The organism is Saccharibacillus brassicae, from assembly GCF_006542275.1.
Lineage (GTDB): Bacteria > Bacillota > Bacilli > Paenibacillales > Paenibacillaceae > Saccharibacillus > Saccharibacillus brassicae.
The window spans coordinates 37,914-61,189 of record NZ_CP041217.1; the positions used below are offsets into that span (position 1 = coordinate 37,914).

Consider the following 23,276-nt stretch of genomic DNA (forward strand, 5'->3'; position numbering starts at 1 on the left):
CAAAAGCCTTTTCGCCCGGGCACGGAAGTGCCGCGGGCGAAAAGGCGGGGCGGGGTAAAACGAGGGGCGGGGTAAAACGAGGAGCGGGACGTCCGGTTACGAGCGGGCCAGCGTCTCCGCCGACGTGTCGGGTCTCGGCGTCCCGAAGTTCGGCGTCCCGTCTTCGTTCCAGTGGATGACCTGCACCCGCGTATGGCGGTTCGGGTCGTACAGCGGATCGCCGACGATGTCTTTGTAGCTGCGGCCGTGGTAGACGAGCAGGTCGAGCAGGCCGTCTTCGGACACGGTGAAGCTGTTGTGCCCCGGGCCGTACTGCCCGTTCTCTTCGCAGGTGCGGAACACCGGGTTCGGCGATTTCACCCACGATTTCGGATCGAGCAGATCGCTGTTCTCGTCGGCGGTCAGCAGACCCATGCAGTAATTGTAATCGGTCGCGCTGCCGGAGAACGTCATGAAGATTCGGCCGTTCTTCTTCAGGATAGCGGCGCCTTCGTTGACGAGGAAGCCGATTTTCTCCCAGTCGTAGTCCGGCGTGGAGATGCACACCTGTTCGCCGCGCAGCGTCCACGGGTTTTCCATTTCGGAGATGTACAGATTGGAGTTGCCGGAGATCTCCGGGTCTTTTTGCGCCCAGACGTAATACCTTATGCCCCGGTGTTCGAACGTCGTCGCGTCCAGCGCGAACGATTCCCATTTCGTTTTGACTTGTCCTTGTTCGACCCAATTCCCTTCCATCGGGTTATCGGAATCGTTTTCGAGAACAAACATGCGATGGTCGAACAGACCTTCCTTCGTCTCGGACGTATGGGCCGCGGCGAAGTAGACATACCATTTGCCGTCGATCGCATGAATTTCCGGTGCCCAGATATTGGCGCTCATCGGGCCGCTGTCGTGCTTGTACCAGATATTTTTGACTGTCGCTTCACGCAGGCCGGCAATCGTCTCCGATCGTCTCAGTTCGATGCGGTCGTATTCCGGCACGGAAGCGATAAAATAATAGAAGCCGTCGGTATGCTTATAGATGAAAGGATCGGCCCGCTGTTCGATAAGCGGATTAGGCAGGTTGTAGGTTGTCATGGTCGGTGGCTCCTATCGGACTTGATAGGGCCGCTTTCGGACCGGCCGGGCCGGCCGAATACGGCCATTCAAGTTCTTTATATTTTGGGATAAGCGGTTTAGCCTTTGATGCCGGAGTTCAAATTAATGGACTGAACGAAATATTTCTGGGCAAACAGGAACAGCGCGAGCGTCGGGATGATCGCCAGAATCGCGGAGCCCATCAGCTGGCCAATCATGCGGTAGTTGCCGTAGATGTCCTGCAGCAGCAGCAGACCTGCGGTAACCGGCATTTTGTCGACGTCGGTGTACACGATGACCGGCCACAGGAAGTCGTTCCACGAACCGGTAAACGAGAACAGGGCGCAGACGATCAGGACCGGCTTGATCAGCGGCAGCATGATCGAGAAATAGATACGGAAATCGCTGGCGCCGTCGACTTTGGCGGATTCATCCAGGTCTTTCGGAATGCCAAGCATGAACTGGCGCACGAGAAAGATATTGCCCATGCCCGCAAGGCCCGGAATGATCATCGCCCAGGACGTGTTGACCCAGCCCAAAGCGTCGATAATTTTGTACGAAGGAATCAGGTTCACGACTCCCGGGAAAAACGAGATGCCCAGCAGCGTGAAGAACAGCACGTTGCGTCCTCTGAACTGCATGCGCGAGTAGCCGTAGCCGGTCAAGGAAATGACGACGACGACGAGCAGCGTATGCGAGGTCGCGATCACGATCGAGTTGGTCAACCAGCGCAGAATCGGCGCCGTCGACGTATTTTGTAAAATCGCGGTATAATTGTCCATAATCCAGTTAACCGGCAGCAGCCGGAAACCGGTGCTGACCACTTCGGTCTGCGATCGGAACGAAGTCGTGATTCCGAACACGATCGGAATGATCCAGATCAGGCAGAGCAGCCCGAGGAATACATAGGCCACGATCTGCGAGACGCCGATTTTCGCGCGCTTGCGGCCGACGGCCAACGCGCTTTTATCCAAATCCATTACGGGGTTTGACATCATGCACTCCTCCTAATCAGTTTGCGTTGCGGTTCATGACATAATACTGCAGGGCCGAGATGATCAGAATAACGAGACCGAGCAGTACCGCCATCGCCGAAGCCATCCCCGCGATCGATTCGCCGCTGCCGAACGCGAGCTGGCGAATATACATCATCAGTACCGACGTACTCTGCTGGGGACCGCCGTCGGTCATCATCAGCGGTTGGCCGAAGACGTTGAACGCGCCGGCCGTCGTCATGACGAACGTATAGATTAACGGGAAGTTGATCGAAGGCAGCGTGATGCTGAAAAATTTGCGGATCGGACCGGCACCGTCAAGCTCGGCGGATTCGTACAGTTCTTCCGCCACTCCGCTGATCGAAGCGCGGTAGATAATCATGTTGCCGCCGATTCCGCCCCAGATCGTCAGCACGATAATCGTTAGCCAGGCGTAAGGCTGATGCGTCGCCCAGGCGATCGTGGAGCCGAAGATGTTGCTCGTGACGCCGAGCTGCTTGTTGAAGATCAGCGTGAAGATCAGCGCGGAAGCCGAGATGGAGATCAGGCCCGGCACGTAGAGTACGGATTGAATAAACGTTTTGCCTTTGAGCTTTTTGTGCGAAAGCGCGACCGCGATCATCAATGGAAGAACGATGAGCGGCGGTACGGTGAACAGGACGAACAATAGCGTATTTTTCAATCCGTTAAAAAACTGCGTATGGAACGTCGACGACGTGTCGAACAGGATGGTGCTGTAGTTGGAAAACCCTACCCAGTTCGGCGAACCGGCCAGATTCCACTGCGTGAACGAAGCGTAAATGCCGTAAAGCGTCGGAATAACGATGAAGACCAGGAACAAGATCAAATGCGGTCCCACGAATAAGGCGGGCGCCAGATTCAGCTTTTTTTTCATAGGCTTTCAGTTCTCCTCTCAAGACTGCTGCGGATCGGCGATCCGACTTCAAGGCCGTGCGGACCATCGCCGCCGGCTGCGGAAAAAGCGACCTGCCGGCAAAGGCAGGTCTCTTCTTCGCTTGCCTTCGGCTTGCTTGATCGGCTCGAATGTCGGCATGGCTCGCCATGCTTTGGAGCAACGTTCGGACGGCGAAAGCTTATTCGCCGGACTTGGCGGCGGCTCCGCCCGACTCCGCGATCTTGTCTTCGACTTCTTTTTGCATCGTCTTCAGACCTTCGTCGATATCGAGATTGCCCCGTACGAGGTCGCCGACATACTTGTCGACCGCTTCCGCGATATACGGATAGTATTCGTACGTATAGATGTAGAGCGATTCGATCTCTTTCTCGTCCTGCGTGAAGAACGACTGCATGTATTTCGAAAATTCCGGACTGTCCACGACCTGCTTGCTCGCGGGAATCTGGCCGGCTTTGGCCCATTCGACCGAGTTCTCGCGAATGAATTCGAGGAAGGACGCGATGCCCTGCTCTTTCTCGTCAAGACGCTGTTCGTTGTTGAACATGGCGAACAAGTGGGACGAAGAACGGTTGGTGAACTTGTCCGGGCTGACGGAGTACACGTTCGTCACGCCGAAGTTAAGCGTCTCGACCGAAGCGTGCGACGTCGAGCTCCACGTACCGTCCGTCGAGAACAGGACGTTGCCGGATTGGAACATCAGGTAGCCGTCTTCGCCGAACGGAGTCATCAGGCCGGCGTCGTTGATCTTCTTGACGTCTTCGATCGCCGTCTTGAATTCCGGCGTGTCGACCGCGGGCTTGCCGTCTTTTTGAATATCGCCGTTCAGGTTCTGGATCTGTCCGAGCATCGCCCAGCCGAGCAGCGCGTCGTTGACGACGTAATCGCCTTCGTCCAACTTACCCTGCAAGCTCAAAATCTCGTCGACCGTCACGTTGTTGTCGTCCAGGAAGCTCTCCGCACCGTACTTGGCCAGCAGGTCCTTGTTGTAGTACATCACGTTGGCGTGAATATCGAGCGGAATCGTGTACTGCGTACCGTCGATGTTGCCCGCTCCCCACGCTTGCGGCAGGAAGTTGTCTTCCTTCAGTTCTGGTTGCGCTTGCATAACCGCGGTCATCGCTTCGAGCTGGTTCTGCTTCACGTAGCCCGGTACGCGGTCGGCGTGGATGATTGCCAGATCGGGAACCCCTTTGCCGGAACTCAATACGGTCGAAATCTTCGTGTACATGTCCGCGGTGACGACATGCTTCACCTTGACCGCAGGGTCCGTTTCGTTATAAGCCTTGACCAGATTGTCCATATAAGCGCCGTCTTCGCCGGTCAGCGGTGTCCAGAACGTGATCGTGTTCGGATCGTTGGCGTTGCTGTTCCCGCATCCCGCAAGCAGCGATGCCGTCAATGCCACGCCCGTTACCAATGCCCCCAATTTTCTGTTCAATATTTTCTCCTCCTGTCTATGTAAACCCTTAACTTGAGTTTAGTATATCCCCAAGCTGAAAACGGTGTCAATAACTTTTTAATAAACTTAAAACAATAAATATCATCTTGATTAACTTATATGTTTACTTAATTTTCGAATGTAACCGCTATTTCGGATAGAAGGTACTACATTTATTAATTTATATACACGTTAATAACCTTTATGGTATTATTAACATCACCATAGGCCCTAAAGGCTGCTTAATGAAACCAAGCGAAAGAAGTGGGATAACAGATGCAGTTGGAAATCGATCACTCCTCCCTTGTCGTGTATGAAGCGCTGGCCAGCGATGTTCGAATCAAAATCATTCAGCTGCTGTCCAAAAACAAAATGAATATCAAGGAATTGGCGGCCGAACTCAAAATCAGCAGCCCGATCGTGATCAAGCACATCAAGAAACTCGAAGACGCCGGCATTATCAAAACGGAAAAGGTGCCGGGCAAATCGGGGCTGCAGAAGCTGTCCATCCTCAAAGTCGACCATATCGAAATCAATTTCCCCAAAAAGATTTTCCATTCGTTCGATTCGTACGAGACGTCGGTGCCGGTCGGCCATTATACCGATTTCGACCTCAAGCCGACGTGCGGACTCGCTTCGGACAAAGACTTTATCGGCCCGGTCGACGAGCCGAAGTATTTTATGGACCCGAAACGGATGGACGCGGAGATTTTGTGGTTCACGCAGGGCTTCGTGCAGTACAATGTGGCGAATTTCCTCAAAAAAGAAGAAAAGCTCCAGCAGTTCGAGATCAGCATGGAGCTGTCGTCCGAATTCCCGTTCTCCAACGACGTCTGGCCGTCCGACCTGACGTTCACGCTGAACGGGATCGAACTCGGCACGTGGACGAGCCCCGGCGACTTCGCCGACACGCGCGGCAAGCTCACCCCCGACTGGTGGCCGCATAACCTCAACCAATACGGCCTGCTCAAAACGATCCGCATTACCGGCCACGGCACGTACGTCGACGGCGATCCGATGTCCGACGTCTCGATCGCCGATCTCGATACGAGCTGCGACCGCTGGACGCTGCGGATCGAAGTCAAGGAAGACGCCAAAAACGTCGGCGGCGCGACCATTTTCGGCAAAAAGTTCGGTAACCACAACCAGGACATTTTGTTCAAAATGTATTATTTGTAAGCAGATGCCCGGGTCCGGGCGATACGCACGCCAAAAGCTCCGTTTTCCCTGTCGAGGGAAAACGGAGCTTTTTTGTTTGTTTTGATTTAATTTGCAGATTTGTCCAACTTTTGCGGCGTTCGCCGCATCTATGGAAGTAAAGCCGGGCTCCCCGCATCCCTTGATCGCAACCTTCCATGAAAAGAGGCGAACCCTTTGACTATTTTACGTAAAAAAAGAGCATGGCTTACTCTCGCGCTCGCTCTACTGCTGCTTGCGGCCGCCGCTTTCTGGCTGAGCGGCGTTTTCGAACGCTATCAGGCGTTTCGCACGCCGGAGCAGCAAAAAGAGTACATGCTTGAGCAGATCGAATCGGCACAGGGCGAAGACCGATTCGAGCGTATCTTCCGCTCGGCGATCGAATCTTATGTCTACGAACCGTATACGTTCGACGTGCATGCCGGGCCGAATTCGTCGGTCCGCGGAAGCGGCGAAGATGAGTTCGGCATGCTGACGCCGCAGGAACGGCTTCCGCTGCTGGAACAATATGTGCGCGGCGCGGCGCCGGGTCCGGAGCTGATCCGGGCGGCCGGACAGCTCGCCTACGAATACGACGCGCTCGGCCGCCCGGCGGACGCCGACCGGATGCTCGCCGCAGCGGAGCCGCGTCTTGGTGAACAGTCCGCCGAGCGGCAAGATCTTCTCCTGCTGCGGGCGGAGCGCGAATTGGACCGCGGCCGGGCGGAATCGGCCGGGCCGCTGCTGGAACAGCAGCGTTCGCTGGCCGGCCTCAAGGCGGAAATGTCGAATCGGCAGTCCGGCTGGCTCGCAAGCCGGCTCGCTTTCGCCGAGCAACAGCCGGAGCAGGCTGTTCGGGCCGCGTCCCGGACGCTCGACCTTGACGCGAAGCTACAAGGTCAACCGGCGTCCGAAGATCCGGCATATGCGGCGTATCCGACATTGGAACCGTATCGTGCCTTGCTCGAAGCCGCGATCCGGCGCGGCGATTACGCGCCCGCTTCTTTTGCCGGTACGCTGCTGCGGTCGGACGGCAGACCGGTCTCCCGCGCCGGCGTGTTCCTGCGCAGTCCGGCCAATACCGATTCCGGGTCGGTCCCCACACCCTATCGGGCGGTCACCGACCCGAACGGCCGCTTCGAGATTCCGTATCTCGTGCCGGGATTTTATCGGTTGGAGCTTGGCCTCGACTACGATCAGCTGAACGGCTGGGGCGTGCCGGAGAGCGAAGACGACTGGATCGAGATCCGCGGCGGCGCTTCCGTCGAACATGAACTTATGCTTCAGCCGCTGATTAAGCGGGAAGCGCCCGCGGGCGGTCAAGAACTGACCGGCGATACGGTCGAATTTCGCTGGTCTCCCGTCGAAGGCGCCGCTTATTACGAACTGATCGGCTTGGTGCCCAACTCGGAACATAACGGCTACACCGGCACGACGATCCGCACCCATATTCCCGGGAACAAGCTGACGCTGCCGATCAGCGATCTTCAAGCGACGCCGGGCGCGCTATCCTGGGGCGAAGACGGCAAGTGGGAGCAGACCGATCCGACCTCCCGGCTCGCCTACCTGAACCCGGACGAGCCTTTCTCGTGGGACGTGCGCGCTTACGACAAGGCCGGACGCATGCTGACCCAGGCTTACGGTTATCGCGGCGAAGCGGAAGAAGCCGGCGATTCGTTCGATTTTTACCTCAGGCAGCGCAAGTTGACGCCTGCCGATCGGCTGCTGCTGGACGGCAAGCTCCCGCAGGCGCTGGACGCGTATCGCGGCAGCGTACAAGCGAATTCGAGCGATACCGATTCGCTGCGCATGCTGACCCGGCTGCTGGATGCCAAATTGCAGATCGAAGGAGACGAAGCGGCGCGGGCGGAGCTGATTCCGCTGCTGGAACGGTTGATCGAAGCCGATGCCGGCGCTTCGCCGCAGGAAGTGAAGCAGCTGTCCGACCTGTTGTATGCGGAGGGCGATTGGGAACGGTACGACCGGTATGACGCCCTGTATGGGAAGTTGAACGGCGGAACCGACGCGCAGAACCACTCCCGCCAGGCCGCTTCCCTGCTGTATCGGGGCCATACCGATCAAGCCATTACCGCTTTCGAAGCCACAATGCGGTCCGATTCGAGCCATACGTTCGTCGGCTTGTATCTGGCTGCGCAGCTGATGACGCAGAAGCCGTGGGCCGACGTTCTGGAGCTGGCGCAGCGCTACCCCGACCTGGATCAAGGCGAAGAAGCTTACCGCTGGGAAAAGCTGCTGAACGATATGGACGCCGAGCGTTCGGGCCGCGCCGAAGCGTTCGATCAGCAGCTGCGAAGCTCGCTGTCCGCTCTGATGGACAGCCGCGCCGCCGGTTTGAACTCCGCGACCTCCGCTGCGCCTGCCGCAAGCGGCTTCGCTTCTATCGACGCTTATATCGAAACGGTGTCGAACGCCGAGTGACGAACGCCTGACCTGTAAACGTCGAACCGCCCGGGAACTTTTCGTTCCCGGGCGGTTTTGGCGTGGCGTACGGGCTCTTCGCGGCTTGTTTTACTTCGTGTCGTCCGTCGAATCGCCTGTCGCGAGACTTTCCTTTATCCGCTTCATATCCCGCGCCGGCGGCAAGCCGAACAGCCGCGAGTATTCCCGGCTAAACTGCGAAGAGCTCTCATAGCCGACCCGGAACGCGGCGTCCGCTGCTTCGCCCGTCTCCGACAGCAGAAGGCGGCGCGCTTCCTGCAAACGGATTCTTTTCTGATACTGGATCGGCGTCAAGTTGGTTACTTTCTTGAAATGGGTATAGAGCGATGATTCGCTCATCCGAGCCTGCGCCGCCAATTGATCGACACGCAGCGGCTTGTCGTATTCCAGCTGCAGCCGGCGTACCACGTCCGCGATCCGCTTCGACAGCGTGCCCGCTGCGGCAAACCGCCGCATCCGTCCGCCAAGTTCGCCCTGAAGCGTCCGGTACAGCAGCTCGCGCACAACGAGCGGCGACAGCGCCTCGATATCGTGCGGAGTATCCAGCAGCCGCACCAATCGAAGCAGCGCGTCCAACAGCTCCTCGTTCATGGCTCCAGCAGCCAGTCCGCGATCCGGTCGGGTTTCTTCTTTAGTTTGCCCTAGTCCGGATGCCTCGCCAAAAGCGACGATCTGATCCGCGGTAAAATGCAACTGCACGCTCAAGTAAGGCTGAACGCCCGAAGCTTCGATGACGCGTCCTTGAATCGGAAGCTCAACCGAGGTAGCCAGATAAGTCGACGGATCATAGGTATATGTTTCGCTGCCGAGCATGACCTGCTTCGCTCCCTGCGCAATGATGCACAGCGACGGACGATACAACGAATGCACGAGCTCGTTCGGGCGCGATTGACGAATGACATACGAACTCGGCCCGAAAGGCATTACGATCAACGCCGTTGCGCCGGGACCCGTGAACACGGAGCTTTTTGCGCAGGGCAAATCGGAGTCCCAAATCGCGGCCATCGCCGGTATGAATGCATTTGGGAGACTAGGCGAAACAGAAGACATCATCGGAACGGTGCTGTTTCTGGTAAGCGCCGAAGCACGCTGGATCACCGGGCAGACGGTGCGGATCAATGGAGGATTCGTGTAAAAAAAGCCTCGCTGACTTGCACGCATGCCAAAAAGCCGCTGTACGTTCGCGTACGGGCGGCTTTTTGATTTCTTTTACCCGAATTCTCGTGCCTGACTTGTCCGACTCGACTCACTTCGCCGTTACAAAAACGGATTATAGAACCGCGATCCGTCCCAGAACGTAATCGTGAACGCGGCCGCCGAGATCAGCACGGCGCAGATCAGGACGAGAATGTCCCGGCGCGTGAGCGGACGGCTGCGGTACCAGGTGCGGCGTCGGCTGCGGCCGAAGCCGCGCAGTTCCAGCGCCGCGCTGACTTTCTCGATCCGCTCAAGCGTCGCCAGCACGAGCGGCAGCAGGATCGCGCCCATGTTTTTCAAGCGGCGGCCCAGCTTCTCTTTGCGCGACAAGTCGATGCCGCGAGCCTGCGCCGCCGTCGAAATGTGCATGAACTCCTGCTGCACGTCGGGAATGTAGCGCATCGTGAGCGAGATCGCGTACGCGATCTTGTACGGTACGCCGACGCGATTGAGCGAAGACGCGAATTCGCTCGGCTCGGTCGCCAGCAGAAACAGCAGCGCCGGCGGAACGACCACGGCGAACTTCAACAGCACGTTGAACTGGTAGAACAGCTGCTCGGCCGTCAGCGTATAGCGCCCGGCGATCGGCAGCAGTTCATGCCGCGTGCCGTAGATCTGCACGCCCTGCTCGGGCGCGAACAGAAAGATCGCCAGCTGGTTCATGACGGAGAAGATCAGGATCAGGTACAGCACGAACGAATACTGCTTGAACGGCACTTTGGACCCGGCGAACATGGACAGCGACAAGACGAGCAGCGCAAGCAGACAGCGCGTATCGTAGATAACCATGCCCGTGATCGAAAGCAGCAGGAACACGGACAGTTTGGTGACGCCGTTCAGCCGATGGACCGGCGATCCGGTATCGGAATAAGCCAACAATTTGACGGCCATCAGTTCGGTCTCCCCCTGTCCGTGCGTATGAAACGGGCGACGAATTGTTCTTCCGGACGAATGCCGACGCGCCGGGCCAGCCGGTGCAGCGACGTCTCGTGCAGATGCGCTTCCTCCATCAGGGCGGCGTCGCCGAGAATGCGGGCCGGCACGTCTTCGGCAATCTTGCGCCCTTCGGACAAAATAACCGCGCGCTGCCCGTATTCGAGCATCAGGTGCATATCGTGCGTGATCATGATCAGCGTCATGCCCTGTGCATTCAATTCGGTCAAAAATCGCATCATATCGTTATAATGCCGGAAATCCTGACCGGCCGTCGGCTCGTCGAGAATGAGAATCTCCGGGCGCAGCACGAGGATCGAAGCGATCGTCGCGCGCTTCTTCTGCCCGTAGCTGAGCGCGGACAGCGGCCAGCTGCGAAACGGATACAGCCCGCAGACGCGCAGCGTCTCGTGCACCCGTTCGCGGATCTCGGCTTCCGGCACTCCGCGGTTCACGAGTCCAAGCGCCACTTCGTCGTACAGCATCGGCTTCGAGAGCATATGGTTCGGATTCTGCATGACGAACCCGATCCGGTCCGCGCGCTCGCGAATCGTATCGCCCGACAGGTCGCGGCCGTCCAGACGGATCGAACCGGACAGCGGCTTGTGGAACCCGCAGATCAGACGCGAAATGGTCGATTTGCCCGCCCCGTTGCGGCCGGCGATGCACAAGATTTCGCCCCGGCCGACGGTCAGCGAGACGTCTTCGAGCACGGGATGCTTCGCCTCGTAGCCAAAAGTCAGATGCTCGATTTCCAGCAGCGGTTCCGGGCGCGCCGGCTCAGTTACGGCCGCGTTCGCTTCGTGCCAGCGAAGAAGCGGCTCCGCCGCTTCGCCCAGGTCGATCGTGTCCACGCTGCGCGGACGGATCGCAGGCGACAGCGTGCAGCCGGCGTAGCGCAGCGCGGACAGATGCAGCGGTTCGCGAATACCGGCTTCCCGCAGCACATTCGAAGCCAGCAGTTCATCGGGCGGCAGGTCCGCAATGATGCGTCCTTCGTCGATGACGATGATCCGGTCGACCGGGCAGTGCAGCACTTCTTCCAGCCGGTGCTCGACGATCAGGATCGTCCGGCCGGATTGACGGTGCAGCCGATCGATCAGCTCGATCGTCGCCCGGCCGGCCTGCGGATCGAGGCTGGCCAGCGGCTCGTCGAACAGCAGAATCGGCGCGCCGCCGACCAGTCCTCCGGCAAGCGTCGTCTTCTGCTTTTGCCCGCCGGACAGCTCCTGCGGCGACGCGTTCAGGAAGTCCGCGAACTCGACTTCTTCCGCCGCTTCCCGGACGCGCCGCAGCATCTCGGCATGGCCGATCCCGTCGTTTTCCAACTTAAAAGCGATATCTTCGGCAACGGTCAGCCCCACGAACTGTCCGTCCGGGTCCTGAAGCACCGTGCCGATCATATCGGACAGCTCCGCGATGCCGGAACCGGAAACGTCCCCGCCCATAATGCGGAGCGAGCCCGAATGTTCTCCCGGATAAAAATGCGGCGCCAGCCCGTTAATGCAGTGCGCAAGCGTGCTTTTGCCCGATCCGGACGGACCGACGATCAGCACTTTTTCCCCTTCGCGAATCGTCAAGCTGATCTCGTGCAGCGTCGGTTCGCTCTGCGCGCGGTATTGAAACGTAAAACGATCGAATTCGATCACCGGTTTTGTCATGGCTTTCCTTTCTCTGTTGCAATCTTTTCCGTCAAGCGGTTCGGACAAACGAAAAAGCCGGCTGCATGCACCGGCTTTTCCAAGCTTGCTTCTTCTCCAATTTTCACATGCTAGCCTTCCCGCGTCAAGCTTCCGCGCTTCGTACGCGTTTTGGAGTAGGCGACCGCCAGCAGCGTGCCGAGAATCGCTACGATGACCATGTTCATGGCGCCCGCCGCGAGTCCCTGCGTGAACACTTTGTTGGCCGGCTCCGCATAGATGACGATGTCCAGTGCCGGCGCGACGAGGAACCAGCCGACCGCGTTCGCGACGATTTGCGCAATATTGAACCGCACCATCTCTTTGCCGCCGAATTCGCCTTCGTGAATCCGGATGCCGCGCGTCAGCAGGCCGATCAGCAGACCGACCACGCCGGAAGCGATAATCCAGCTGAACCACGGCCCGAACGACAGCAGATCTGCCACGGTGTGCCCGATCAAGCCGATCAGCAGGCCCGCCCACGGTCCGTACAGCAGCGCGAACAGCGCAAGAATCGCGTAGTTCGTCTGTAAATTGGTGTTCGGAATACCGGTCGGAATCGAACCGAACCGCGCCAATACGACGAACAAAGCCGCTCCGATCCCGATCGCGACGATCGTTTTAACCGAAAACCGTGTTAAACCTTGCATAACTACCCCTCTTTTCTCGTATAAACATGCAAAATGATCGGCCGAATCGGCCTTCTTTGCGTTGATTATACCGGGAGACAAGCCGCAAAGCTACCGTTATTGAAACAAAATTTCCGGTTTTGCAACAGGAAACGATCGGCGCCGATCCTACTCCGGCAGCGCCGGAGGTTCGGGCAGCACGATATCCCATTCCAGCTCCCGCCACGGACTGTTTTTGCCGGTCAGCAGCCTGCGCAGCTGTTCCAGATTGAGCTCGGACCTTTCTTCGGACAAATCTTCCTCGCCGTACTGCTTACCCGCCATGTAGGCAACCGCGTAATCGGGCCAGCTTCGGTAAGAGAACCGGACGCGTACGGCATTGTGCAGCAGATACGCGTTCTCTTCGTTCTCCCCGATATGGCCGGCCAATCGCGCGCAGCGAATATGGAACGCCAACTGTCCCAGATCCCAGGCGGCGATGCCCGCGGGCGGCAGCCGGTCCATATACTGATTGACGGTATACACGAAGCGGTAGCGATCGCTGTCCGCCGGCAGACTGTCCACGTACGCGCGCCGTTCCGCGAGCGTCAGTCCGGCGAGAAGCAGACGAATCTGCTGAAACCCGGGATTGTACACGCCGGCCCAGACCCGCTCGGCCATATCCCGCACGCCGGACGCGTCGCGGACGTTCCCCTGCGCGGCGAGCAGGCCGGCGGCGTCAAAACGGGCTTTGGCGCATTCGTACACCCCGTACGGAGGCTTCGCTTTGTATCGTTCGAATAACGGGCCGCCGAGCGCGGTCGCCCATTGCAGCGCTCTGCGATACGAATAATCGTCCATCTCTCTATCCTCCCGTTCTCGTCCAGCCTGTCTATTCTGCCTGTCTTGCTTGTCTTGATTGTCCTGCCTAACTTGCCTATTTTACCTATTCGGCCTGCCGTCCCAGCTGCGCCAGGCACTCCGCCCGCGCCTGCAGGATCGCCTCGCTATCCGGCGCATAATGCAGGCGGCGATCGAAATCTTCGATCGCTTCCGCATACCGCCGCAGCCGCTGCAGCGCCAGGCCCCGCCCCGCGCTATAAGCGCTGTCCGGCTTGCTTTGCAGCGCCCGGCCGTAATGCTCGGCCGCTTGTTCGAATCGGCCGGCTTCGAACGCGCAGCGGCCCAGCGCCGCCTGCAGCTCCGGCCGATCCGGGCCGAGCGCCGCCGCGCGGCGCAGATCGCGTTCCGCTGCCGCCGCGTCCCCGGCTTCAATCCGGTACAGCCCGCGATGCAGATACGCGTCATAGCCGCTTTGCCCCGCCGCTTCCGCCAGCTCGACCGCTTCGTCGAACCGAGCCGCGCCTTCGCCGCCGCGCCCCAGCTTCCGCAGCGCCCGGCCGAGCAGCGTCTTCATGCCGCTGCTCCAGCCGTAGAGCGGCGCTTCGGTCAGCAGCCGTTCGCATTCGGCGTACCGCGCAAGGCCAAGCAGCAGTTCTCCCGCAGCCGCGCGCGCTTCGCGGTCTCCCGGATACCGCTTCAGCACCGCAAGCTGCCGCTCCAACTGCTGCTCCTGCAGTTCCAGCAGCCGGATGCGCAGCTCGATATCGGACGGCTCCAGCAGCAGCGCCAGCTCGCACGCCTGAACCGATTCCCCGAACCGTTCCAGCTCGCGGTAGCAGCGCGTAAGGCCAAGCAGCGCGTGCGCGTCGTTCGGCAGCAGGTCGAGCGCCTGCCGATACCGCTCCAGCGCGTCGGCGGCGCGCCCGCTCTCCAGCATCAGGTCGGCGAGGCGCATCAGGGCGTCGCGCTCGCGCGGATACCGGCCGACAAGGGACGCCCAGTCGATCTCGGCTTTGTCGTCGCGGCCCATCAGATGCAGCGTCGTCGCGCGCAGGCGCAGCAGATCCGGATCTCCGGCGAACAAATCGAACGCCGCGTCGAAATCGTCCAGCGCTTCTTCCAGCTGGCCGGTACGCAGCCGGGCGGCTCCGCGGCTGCGCAGCCCGAGGAATCCGTCCTGGTCGAACTCCCGGCTCGCGGGCACATACGTCAGGCGCAGTTCCGACGGCTGGGCGATCGAATCCAGCACAAAAGCGGCAAAACCGGGCGGAACGAGGCGCGACAGCCCGATCTCGTCGCCGGTCCAATCGAAGATCGTATCCAGCATGCGCCAGACCGCCCGCGGCAAATACGGATGTTCCGCCAGAAAAGCGAGCAGCGGCGGCTGGCATGCCTGCCGGAACGACAGCTCGCGCAGCCGTTCATCGTGCAGCAGCTCCTGCCAGAGGTCCGGCCGTATCCGGCGGGCATAGTCGTCGTAGAGATCTTCGCACCGGCGGATCAGAGCCGCCGTCTCGGCGGCAAGCGTACCTGCTGCCGCGCCGGAGCCTGCGGGCTGCGCGCGATCGCGAGGGTCCGCCTTCGGGCGCGGATGCGGATACGGAGGCGGCGTGCGGTGCCCGCCTGGCTGCCGGGCCGCCGCATCGCGCTCATCCTTCGCGGCTTCGGGAAGTTCCGCTTCTTCGTCGGCGCGGCGTCGGCGGGCCGAACGGTCGGCCTGCCCCCACAGCGGCGGCGCGGCGGCGGCTCCGGCAGCAGCCCCGCCGCTCCCCGCCGTCTGTTCCGGCATCTGTTGCGGCATCTGTTCCGCCGTCAGCGTCTTGGCCTGTTCCAGCGCTTCTCCGTAAGCTTCCCGCAGACGCTGGAAAGCTTCGGGATCGTCTTCCGGGTGCGTGACTTTGAGCAGCGCGGCGTAAGCGCGCTTGATCGCGCGCGCATCGTTCGTCGGCTCAATACCGAGTATCCGCCAAATGCCCATCTTAGCGGCTGTTCCTTCCGAATTGGTCGAGGAACTGCTCCAGCCGCTCCGCTTCCTCGCGAATCTCGCGTTCGTCCTGACGATGCAGCGCCGCTTCGAAGCGGGCGACCGCGGCTCCGATCCATTCGCGTTCGTCGCCCAGACGCTCTTCGTACAGCCGGTCGCCGCGCGCGAGCAGCAGCCGGTTCTTTTCCTGATCGCGCGGGTGCATCTTGAGGGCGGACAGTTGAAGCAGTCGGCGTTCGATCTCTTCCCGGCTCATGACGCCCGGATTTTCTTCGATCACGATCCGGTGCACGTCGTCCGATCCGACCGTCTGCACTTCGACTTCGAGAATGCCGTTGATGTCGTATGTGTAGCGAATATCGATATCGCGGATGCCCGTCGTGCCCGGAGGAAATTCCACTTCCAGCTCCCCGAGCAGCAGATTGTTCGCCGCGAGCCGGTTTTCCCCCTGATAAATCTTGACGATGATCCGGCTCTGCTCTTCGTTGACCGTCGAGAACCGCTTCACCCGGCTCACCGGCACGAACGTGTTGCGGTCGATGATCGGGCTGAAATGCCCGCCCTCGTATTCGCCCGTCGGATAAGCGAGCGCCACTTCGGTGCCGAGCGTATACGGGCAGACGTCCGTCATGACGACGTCCTGCAGCTCCTCGCTGCGTTCCTTCATGCCCGCCTGCACGCCCGCGCCGAGCGCGACCGTCTCGTCGGGATCGATGTTCGAAGCCGGCAGACGTCCGAACATGCGGCTCAGCATCCCGTACACGACCGGCATGCGCGAAGCGCCGCCGACCATGACGATCTCGTCGATCGATCGGGCGTCGATCGACGCATCGAGCAGCGCGCGTTCGATCGGGCGCCGCAGCCGTTCAACGAGCGGCTGAACGAGCAGCTCGAACTGCTCGCGGTCGATACTCAGTTCCTTCATCTCCCCGTTGAGGCCCGCGCGCAGACGGATCGGCCGCTCCCGCGACAGTTCGCGCTTGCCCTGCTCCGCCTGATCGCGCAAAAAGGCCAGCGTTTTGCGTTCCAGCGCAGACAGCTGCATACCGAACGAAGACAGGAAATGCCCGACGATCACGTCGGTAAAATCTTCGCCGCCCAAATAATTGTCGCCGGCGACCGCTTTCACTTCCATGACGCCGTCGAACAGCTCCAGAATCGAGACGTCGAACGTTCCCCCGCCCAGATCGAAGACGAGAAACTGCGTTTCCGGCTTCTGCTGATGCAGCCCGTACGCGATCGCGGCCGCCGTCGGCTCGTTGAGCAGCCGCTCGACCTTGAGGCCGGCCAATTCGCCCGCCATACGGGTCGCTTTGCGCTGCGTGTCGTTAAAATACGCCGGCACGCTGATAACCGCTTCGGTCACCGGCTCGCCGAGAAAGCTCTCGGCGTCCGCTTTGAGCGCACGCAGCACGAGCGCCGACAGTTCTTCCGCGCGAAAACGGCGATCGCCGAGGCGAATCTCGCGCGCCGTGCCCATATGCCGCTTGAACGCGGCCGTCGTCAGCAGCGGATGCGTCAGCAGCCGTTCCCGCGCGATCCGCCCGATCAATATATCGCCGTTGTCGTCCACGCCGACGACCGACGGCGTCAACTTGTCTCCGAGCGCGTTCGGAATAAGGACGGCCTGTCCGTTTCTCCAGACGGAGACCGCGCTGTTCGTCGTGCCCAGATCGATTCCGATAATGGTCATGGTTGGTTTCCACCGTTTCTTTGGTTTAGGGTATGTATAGGTAACGCTCTATCGCTTTCCTTAGTTTAACAGTGCAGGGATGCCCCGACAAATCGCCGTCCAGCGCGTTGTGGAACGCAAGGAAGCATAAGATAGAATCGAAAATCGCGTGAATCCGGTCTACCCCGGCACTTTGGAACGCAGATTTGGCAAACCGTTAAGCTTTATGAGGTCAGGGGATCATAGCCATCGCAGGTCCACTCCTATTAAGTGCGTGAAAGCAATTGTTTGGGCCAAAAAACTGTCGAAATTCCAAATAGCTGCGCAGATCCACTTATTTCGCAAAAAAAGGGCATTCCGATAACTATACGGTCTAAATAGCTGTTCCCACGCAGCTATTTAGATCAGTATGGACAGGCAGGAAGAAATAGCTGTCTTCACGCAGCTAATCGACGATAAGGCGTGAAAAGATGAGACTTGAGCTGTTAGCACCCGTTTATGCCGTTATAAGAGGCTTAGGCCTCGGAATACGGAATCTCGTTTACTTTTCCTGACTCTCCGTAAATGGCCTCCATCTTCCGGCCGTCCGGATACACGCGAATGATACGCTGCCCTTCGCTATACGTATAAAAAGTGCCGGCAGCGTGTGCACTCTGCCGAGCCGCTTCAGTTGCGAATGCAGCGGCTTGAGTCAATTCCTCAACAGAAATCGAATTCATCTTGAATACCTCCTTTTTATGAACAATCCTTTTTTTATTATATCCGCGTCGGATAAAAAGAGAGGCCTTTTGTTCCCACCCTTGCCTGAATCCGATCTTTCCGCAGCTATTTGGGAGTCCCTGCGGCTCGGATCCGGCTCGGCATATAGGTCTCTTTCTTTGCCGCATGTGATATTCCCTTTTCTTTTACCCGTTCCATAATTCCGCATGACCTTGTCTCCTCCCTGATTGTAACCGCACAAAAAGGGCAGCCGCTCAGCGGCTGCCCTTTTCCTGTCCAATGATCTTCGTACACTATTGCATTTTTTATCTGATACGCCGGTCTTTATATTCTATTCGTCCCGCAGCTGCCTGCGCAGCAGCGGATAGAACACGATCCCGCTCGCCAGCATCAGCACGCCGAACAGGAACGTCTGCCAGTCGCCCATGCCGGCATAGACGACCCAGAGCGAGTAGATCGTCGCCAGCACGGCGACGAAGCCGTCCATCCGGCGTTCGCGCATGACGGTATACCCTTCGCCTGTCAGCGTCAACTTGAGCTGGTAGACCGAAGCGATCAGGTACGGCACGAGATACGCGAGCGTCGCGACGACGATAATGAAGTCGAACGCCTGCGCGATCGAGCCGGAGATCGTCGAGAAGATCAGGAGCTGGCCGAGGCCGTTCGAGATCCACAGCGACAGCTTGGGCATGCCTTTGTCGTTCTCGCGCCGGAACGGCTGCAGGAAGACGCGCTGCCGGGCCGCTTCGTACGGCACTTCCGCGCTGAGCAGCACCCAGCCGATCGTGGACCCGATCAGGCTGACCAGGCCGAGCGCGGCCAGCAGGTAGCCGCCGTAAGGGCCGAGCACTTCCGTCATCGCGTCGACGAGCGGGTTCTGCGACTGCATCAGCCGCTCTTTGGGCAGCAGGCCCATCGTCAGGATGCTGATACCGACATACAGCACGATCGCGATCCCAAGCCCGGCGACGGTGGCGCGGCTGACGTCTTTTTTGCGTTTGGCGCGCGCCGCGAAGACGGTCGCCGATTCGACGCCGATGAACGCCCACAGCGTCACGACCGCCGCCGCGTTGATCTGGGACAGCAGCGATACGCTGCGCCCTTCATCGTCCAGATGCGCCGCGGCGAATTCGCCCATCGTGGAAGACTGGAACGCCAGCAGCGCGATGACGATAAACAGCGCGAACCCGATCACTTTGGTCGCCGTCGCGATCAGATTGATCCGTCCGGCGCCTTCCATGCCGCGCAGCGCCAAAAAGTGCGTGCCCCACAGCAGCAGCGAGCAGACGACGAAGTTCAGCGCGTGTCCGGTCGTCAACTCGAAGCTGCCGAGCGCAAGCAGCACGCTTGCGCTGTTCAGGACCGGGAAGAACGTGGACAGGTAGCTGGCGAACGTCGTAATAACAGCGACGAAGCCCGCGATATTGCCGATCCAGTAGCCCCAGCTCGACATAAAGCCCGACAGCAGCGACAGCGACGGGCTGTTCGGAAACAGTGCTTTGGCGTAAATTTGCGGACCGCCGTTCAGGTCCGGCTTGCGCAGCGCCAGATTGCCGAACACCAGCGCCAGCATCAGCACCCCGAATCCGGTCACCGCCCAGGCGAATACCGTACCGGCCGGACTCGCCGCTTCCGCCAGCGAACGCGGCAGCATGAAGATGCCCGAACCGACCATATTGCCGACGACCAGCGCCGTCAGCACCCATAATCCCAATGGTTTTCCCTTGCTCAATCGAAATACCCCTTTTCATTCATGTTCGATCTCTTGATTGAAGAGTCGCGAAAAATCTCTCCCAGCCTTACAGTATACTCTTTCCTCTGGTAAAGCGAAAGAGTATACGTCGTTTGCACGGCGGCGGATTGTGCGAAACGTCTTCGCTCCTGTAGAATGACAGGGAGAACAATCATTCGGAGGCGGGTATGAATCGATACAAAAGCGACAAAGATGCTTTTTTCTTCACGTTAAACTGGGCGAGCATGATCGTGCTGCTGATCCTCGTCTGGATGGGGCTGTCCAACGGCTCTTTCCTGTTCGTGCCGATCTGGCTCATCATCTTGATGTTCGTCGTCTCGACCTGGTATCTGACGTATTACGAAATCAAGGACGGGCATCTGCTTGTCCGTTCGGGTCCGCTCAACTGGAAGATCCCGATCGACCGGATCGAGACGATCCGCCGCAAGAGCAGCATGAATTCGGGACCTTCGCATTCGCGCAGCCGGCTTGAATTGGTGTATGCCGGCGGCAGCATCCAGGTTTCTCCGGTGCGCGAAGACGAATTTCTCAAGCAGCTCAAAGCCGGCAACCGCAAGATCAACATCGACGTGCCGGACGTCAAAAAAGAACTGCGTTAAGGCGTCGATGCAGAAACAGGCGGTTTGATGGACGGATTCATGCACAGACGCGTGCTTCGATTCGCTGCGTCGTCGGCTGTCGGCTGTCTACCTATAGCGCAGCAAAACATGCACGCCAAAAACCCTTTCTCCGCACGCGGAGAAAGGGTTTTTGGTCGTCACTCTTTTTCGCTTGATCTTTTCCACACCAACAAAATCGTCCGCTTAGCTGTCGAATTCCCGCAGGCTGACCCAGCGCTTCTCGGCGGCGGATCGTTCTACCGCTTCGAGCACCGCCTGGCATTTGACGCCGTCCGAGAAATTCGGCACGGGCTGGCGGTCTTCCGCGATCGCCCGCATCAGTTCGTGCACTTCGTGCGTGACCGTATGTTCGTATCCGATCGTATGGCCGGCCGGCCACCAGGCGTGCATATAATCATGCGCCGCGTCGGTCGCCAGCACGCGCCGGAAGCCCTGCACGTCTTCGGCGTCGTCCGAGAAATACACTTCCAGCTCGTTCATGCGCTCGAAATCGAAACGCACGCTGCCCTTGCTGCCGTTGATTTCGAAAAAGTTGGTGCTGCGGTGACCGTTCGCGAAGCGCGTCGCTTCGAACGTGCCGAGCGCCCCGTTGTCGAACCGGGCCATAAACATCGCCGCGTCGTCGACCGTCACTTCGCCGCGCGGACCGTCCGCGCTGCCTTTGGCCGTAAGCCCCGTCATCTCCGTCGGCATCGGCCGCTCTTTGATAAACGTCTCGGTCATGCCGACGACTTCGTCGAACTCCCCGACCAGGTAGCGGGCCAGATCGATCGTATGCGCGCCCAGATCGCCGAGCGAACCCGATCCGGCCACTTCTTTGCGCAGCCGCCAGACGAGCGGGAAGTCCGGGTCCATAATCCAATCCTGCAGAAACAGTCCGCGGAAATGGTAGATCCGGCCCAGACGCCCTTCTTCGATCAACTTTTTGGCCAGCCGCACGGCCGGCGCGAAGCGGTAATTGAAGCCGACCATATGCTTGACGCCCGCCTGCTGCGCCGCCGCCAGCATTTCGCGCGAATCGCTCAGGTTGAGCGCCAGCGGCTTTTCGCAAAAAATATGTTTGCCGGCCGCAGCGGCCGCCAGCGCGATTTCTTTGTGCGCGTCGCTCGGCGCGTTGATATCGACCAGGTCGATATCGCTCCGCGCGATCAGTGCCCGCCAATCCGTCTCCACGCTGTCCCAGCCGAACTGCTGACCCGCCGCGCGGACTGCCTGCTCGTCCCGCCCGCAGATCGCCGTCATGCGCGGCTTCGGCACGTCCGGCAAAAACATCGGCAGCGCCCGGTAAGCGTTGCTGTGCGCCTTGCCCATAAACTTGTACCCGATCATGCCCACATTCACGAAATCATTCAAAAAAGTGTTCCACCCTTCCGGCTTCTGCCTCTTGTTGATATCGCTTTCACCAACAGTTTACCGGAAGCTTGGCCCGAATGGAAGTTTAGCCGCCGGCGCGGCGCACGGTCGCGGATGCGGCGGCTCGGCCCGCGGAAGCCGAATCGCCGCGGCCGCTGAGCGGAGACACGGCAAGTTCGCTGTCCGCCACGAGATCGCCGAAGATCGAAGCGAGCTGCCGGATCAGCGCCGACTGGTCCTGCCGCACGGTCACGAGCCCGGTTTGCAGCGCGAATTCGGACAATTCCCGCACGCGGACCGGCGTCAGGCGTCCGTCGCGCACTTCTTCGCGCGCGCAAACGGCCGGCAGAAATCCGATGCCGGCCCCGCGCAGGATAAGCTTTTTGGCCGTTTCCGAATTATCGACGTGAAACGCGATATCCGGCGGCGACTCCAGCGCTTCGAACGAGCGATGGATCCGCAGCCAATCCAGCGTGCCGCATTCGAAGAAGACGAGCTTGCGCCCCTGCAGCGCGTCTACCGATACCGATTCCTCGCTCGCGAAGTCATGATCCGAACGGACGTACAGATGGATCGGATCTTCGTAGAACGCGGCGGTGCGCAGCGACGGATGCATCACTTTGCGGATAAACGCCACGTCGATCTCCCCGGCAAGCAGCCGCTTGACCAGTTCTTCCGTGCCGCCGGTGCTCAGCTTGAAATGCACGCCGGGGCAGTCTTCGTGCAGGCGGGGCAGCAGCTCGGGCAGCAGGTAGTTCGAGACCGAGATCGTGCTGCCGATCCGCAGTTCCTGCGGCAGCGTCTCCGAACGGCGCAGATGCTGACGGCCCTGCTGCAGCGTCTTGAGCATCTCCTGAGCGTACGGCAAAAAATTGCGCCCTTCTTCCGTCAGCACGATCTGCTTGCCGATCCGGTCGAACAGCCGGCAGCCGAGTTCACGCTCCAGCGTCTGTATTCTCGCCGTGACCGAAGGCTGCGACAAAAACAGCGCTTCGGCCGTTTTGTTGAAACTTCCGTAATGGTTGATATAGACGAAAGATTCGATATTTTCGATATTCACCCGGCCGCCCCGCTTTCATTCATGATTTATCCGATATAATAACTCAGTTTAATGTATCATAGTGTTGGGCGGCCGGGCTGTCAATGAAAACGGTCGATAGAAAAAACGAATAAGTAACGGCCGAAAAGCCGCTCCTTCCTTCGCGTCCGGCACTTCGGACGTTGAAGAAACGGGACTTTCCGGAACGTTACCCTTATCGACTTTTTCTATAAGCGTTTTTCTATCCAGCATTTTTCTATAAGCGATGAATTTTGTTCTCCGCCCGTTCATCCAGAATCCGGTACGAAGCCCGTCCCATATAGAGCGGGATCGACAATTTGGACAGATCGGGCAGGCCGTCGGCGCCGAACAACGCTTCGTCCTGGTATACCTGCACGATCTCGCCCACGATCCAGTAATGGTCGCCGTAGGCGTTCATATCGACGACCCGGCATTCGTACGCCATGTAGGCGTCGCTCAGAATCGGCACGCCCGTCTTGAGGCCGGGTTCGAAGCCGAGACCCAACCGCTCCAGCTTGCCGCCTTCGTGCCCGCCGAACGTGCCCGCTCCCTGAATGGCTTCGGTCTGCGCCGCCGGCAGGAAATTGACGCCGAAGATCCCCGAAGGTCGGACAAGGCCGTACGTGAACGTCTCTTCGCGCAGCGCGATGCCGTACATGCCGGGGCTTGCGCCGATATAGGCATGCCAACCGGCCGCCATGACGTTGCTCCGTTCTTCAAGCTGCGACGTGACCAGAGCGACCATGCCCGGGTACGCGTGCATTTTTTCGCCTTCGATCGCTTTTCTCATGA

The 23,276-nt window shown here is 59.4% G+C and carries 20 protein-coding genes; 4 read left to right on the forward strand and 16 right to left on the reverse strand.

Annotated features, from left to right (window positions below; translation table 11 throughout):
- Positions 1-96: 96 nt before the first annotated feature.
- The 4 genes from FFV09_RS00085 to FFV09_RS00100 all read right to left on the reverse strand — a co-directional run bounded on the left by FFV09_RS00085 (position 97) and on the right by FFV09_RS00100 (position 4,426).
- Positions 97-1,077 carry a glycoside hydrolase family 43 protein gene (locus FFV09_RS00085; protein ID WP_141445773.1) on the reverse strand — a complete coding sequence of 327 codons (981 nt, stop codon included), beginning with the start codon at positions 1,075-1,077 and terminating at the stop codon, positions 97-99.
- A gap of 98 nt (positions 1,078-1,175) precedes the next feature.
- Positions 1,176-2,072 (reverse strand): carbohydrate ABC transporter permease, encoded by an 897-nt coding sequence (locus FFV09_RS00090; protein WP_141445775.1) that lies wholly within the window; start codon positions 2,070-2,072, stop codon positions 1,176-1,178.
- Positions 2,073-2,088: 16 nt separating this feature from the next.
- Entirely contained in the window at positions 2,089-2,967 is an 879-nt protein-coding gene (locus FFV09_RS00095) for a carbohydrate ABC transporter permease (RefSeq protein ID WP_141445777.1), read from the reverse strand.
- A 199-nt stretch (positions 2,968-3,166) separates the two neighbouring features.
- Entirely contained in the window at positions 3,167-4,426 is a 1,260-nt protein-coding gene (locus FFV09_RS00100) for an extracellular solute-binding protein (RefSeq protein WP_141445779.1), read from the reverse strand.
- A 276-nt stretch (positions 4,427-4,702) separates the two neighbouring features.
- Between FFV09_RS00100 and FFV09_RS00105 the strand changes: the two genes are divergently transcribed.
- Both FFV09_RS00105 and FFV09_RS00110 read left to right on the forward strand, forming a co-directional pair.
- Positions 4,703-5,605 carry an ArsR/SmtB family transcription factor gene (locus FFV09_RS00105; RefSeq protein ID WP_141445781.1) on the forward strand — a complete coding sequence of 301 codons (903 nt, stop codon included), beginning with the start codon at positions 4,703-4,705 and terminating at the stop codon, positions 5,603-5,605.
- Positions 5,606-5,800: 195 nt separating this feature from the next.
- Positions 5,801-8,041 carry a carboxypeptidase-like regulatory domain-containing protein gene (locus FFV09_RS00110; protein ID WP_141445782.1) on the forward strand — a complete coding sequence of 747 codons (2,241 nt, stop codon included), beginning with the start codon at positions 5,801-5,803 and terminating at the stop codon, positions 8,039-8,041.
- A 90-nt stretch (positions 8,042-8,131) separates the two neighbouring features.
- Here the strand turns inward: FFV09_RS00110 and FFV09_RS00115 are convergent, their stop codons facing one another.
- Positions 8,132-8,932, reverse strand: a complete 801-nt coding sequence (locus FFV09_RS00115; RefSeq protein ID WP_170314881.1) for an AraC family transcriptional regulator — start codon at positions 8,930-8,932, stop codon at positions 8,132-8,134.
- Positions 8,933-8,957: 25 nt separating this feature from the next.
- On the opposite strand from FFV09_RS00115, the gene FFV09_RS00120 reads away from it, so the two are divergent.
- Complete coding sequence (locus FFV09_RS00120) at positions 8,958-9,197, forward strand: SDR family oxidoreductase (protein ID WP_141445786.1); 240 nt, start codon at positions 8,958-8,960, stop codon at positions 9,195-9,197.
- 122 nt (positions 9,198-9,319) lie between these two features.
- Here FFV09_RS00120 and FFV09_RS00125 read toward each other — a convergent pair whose 3' ends face one another.
- From FFV09_RS00125 to FFV09_RS00160, 8 genes are all read right to left on the reverse strand, one after another.
- The gene (locus tag FFV09_RS00125; RefSeq protein ID WP_141445788.1) at positions 9,320-10,150 is read right to left on the reverse strand and encodes an energy-coupling factor transporter transmembrane component T family protein; all 831 of its coding nucleotides are present in this window, start codon (positions 10,148-10,150) and stop codon (positions 9,320-9,322) included.
- A complete protein-coding gene (locus FFV09_RS00130; protein ID WP_141445789.1) occupies positions 10,150-11,853 on the reverse strand; it encodes an ABC transporter ATP-binding protein in 1,704 nt (567 codons plus the stop codon). The genes FFV09_RS00125 and FFV09_RS00130 overlap by 1 nt, the downstream gene beginning before the upstream one ends.
- 110 nt (positions 11,854-11,963) lie before the next feature.
- A complete protein-coding gene (locus FFV09_RS00135) occupies positions 11,964-12,521 on the reverse strand; it encodes an ECF-type riboflavin transporter substrate-binding protein (RefSeq protein ID WP_141445790.1) in 558 nt (185 codons plus the stop codon).
- A gap of 147 nt (positions 12,522-12,668) precedes the next feature.
- The gene (locus tag FFV09_RS00140; protein ID WP_141445791.1) at positions 12,669-13,340 is read right to left on the reverse strand and encodes a DUF1266 domain-containing protein; all 672 of its coding nucleotides are present in this window, start codon (positions 13,338-13,340) and stop codon (positions 12,669-12,671) included.
- Positions 13,341-13,425: 85 nt separating this feature from the next.
- The gene (locus FFV09_RS00145; RefSeq protein ID WP_141445792.1) at positions 13,426-15,300 is read right to left on the reverse strand and encodes a J domain-containing protein; all 1,875 of its coding nucleotides are present in this window, start codon (positions 15,298-15,300) and stop codon (positions 13,426-13,428) included.
- Between the two features lies 1 nt (position 15,301).
- A complete protein-coding gene (locus FFV09_RS00150) occupies positions 15,302-16,999 on the reverse strand; it encodes a molecular chaperone HscC (protein ID WP_141445793.1) in 1,698 nt (565 codons plus the stop codon).
- Between the two features lie 494 nt (positions 17,000-17,493).
- Positions 17,494-17,697: a hypothetical protein gene (locus FFV09_RS00155; RefSeq protein WP_141445794.1), complete on the reverse strand. Its 204-nt coding sequence runs from the start codon at positions 17,695-17,697 to the stop codon at positions 17,494-17,496.
- Positions 17,698-18,029: 332 nt separating this feature from the next.
- The gene (locus tag FFV09_RS00160; protein WP_141445795.1) at positions 18,030-19,430 is read right to left on the reverse strand and encodes an amino acid permease; all 1,401 of its coding nucleotides are present in this window, start codon (positions 19,428-19,430) and stop codon (positions 18,030-18,032) included.
- 188 nt (positions 19,431-19,618) lie between these two features.
- Between FFV09_RS00160 and FFV09_RS00165 the strand changes: the two genes are divergently transcribed.
- Positions 19,619-20,050, forward strand: a complete 432-nt coding sequence (locus tag FFV09_RS00165; RefSeq protein ID WP_141445796.1) for a PH domain-containing protein — start codon at positions 19,619-19,621, stop codon at positions 20,048-20,050.
- Between the two features lie 204 nt (positions 20,051-20,254).
- Here FFV09_RS00165 and FFV09_RS00170 read toward each other — a convergent pair whose 3' ends face one another.
- The 3 genes from FFV09_RS00170 to FFV09_RS00180 all read right to left on the reverse strand — a co-directional run bounded on the left by FFV09_RS00170 (position 20,255) and on the right by FFV09_RS00180 (position 23,274).
- Positions 20,255-21,400 (reverse strand): Gfo/Idh/MocA family protein, encoded by a 1,146-nt coding sequence (locus FFV09_RS00170; protein WP_170315124.1) that lies wholly within the window; start codon positions 21,398-21,400, stop codon positions 20,255-20,257.
- 109 nt (positions 21,401-21,509) lie between these two features.
- Positions 21,510-22,484, reverse strand: coding sequence for a LysR family transcriptional regulator (locus FFV09_RS00175; RefSeq protein ID WP_141445798.1), 975 nt, complete (start codon positions 22,482-22,484; stop codon positions 21,510-21,512).
- A 235-nt stretch (positions 22,485-22,719) separates the two neighbouring features.
- Complete coding sequence (locus FFV09_RS00180) at positions 22,720-23,274, reverse strand: flavin reductase family protein (protein WP_141445799.1); 555 nt, start codon at positions 23,272-23,274, stop codon at positions 22,720-22,722.
- Positions 23,275-23,276: the final 2 nt, after the last annotated feature.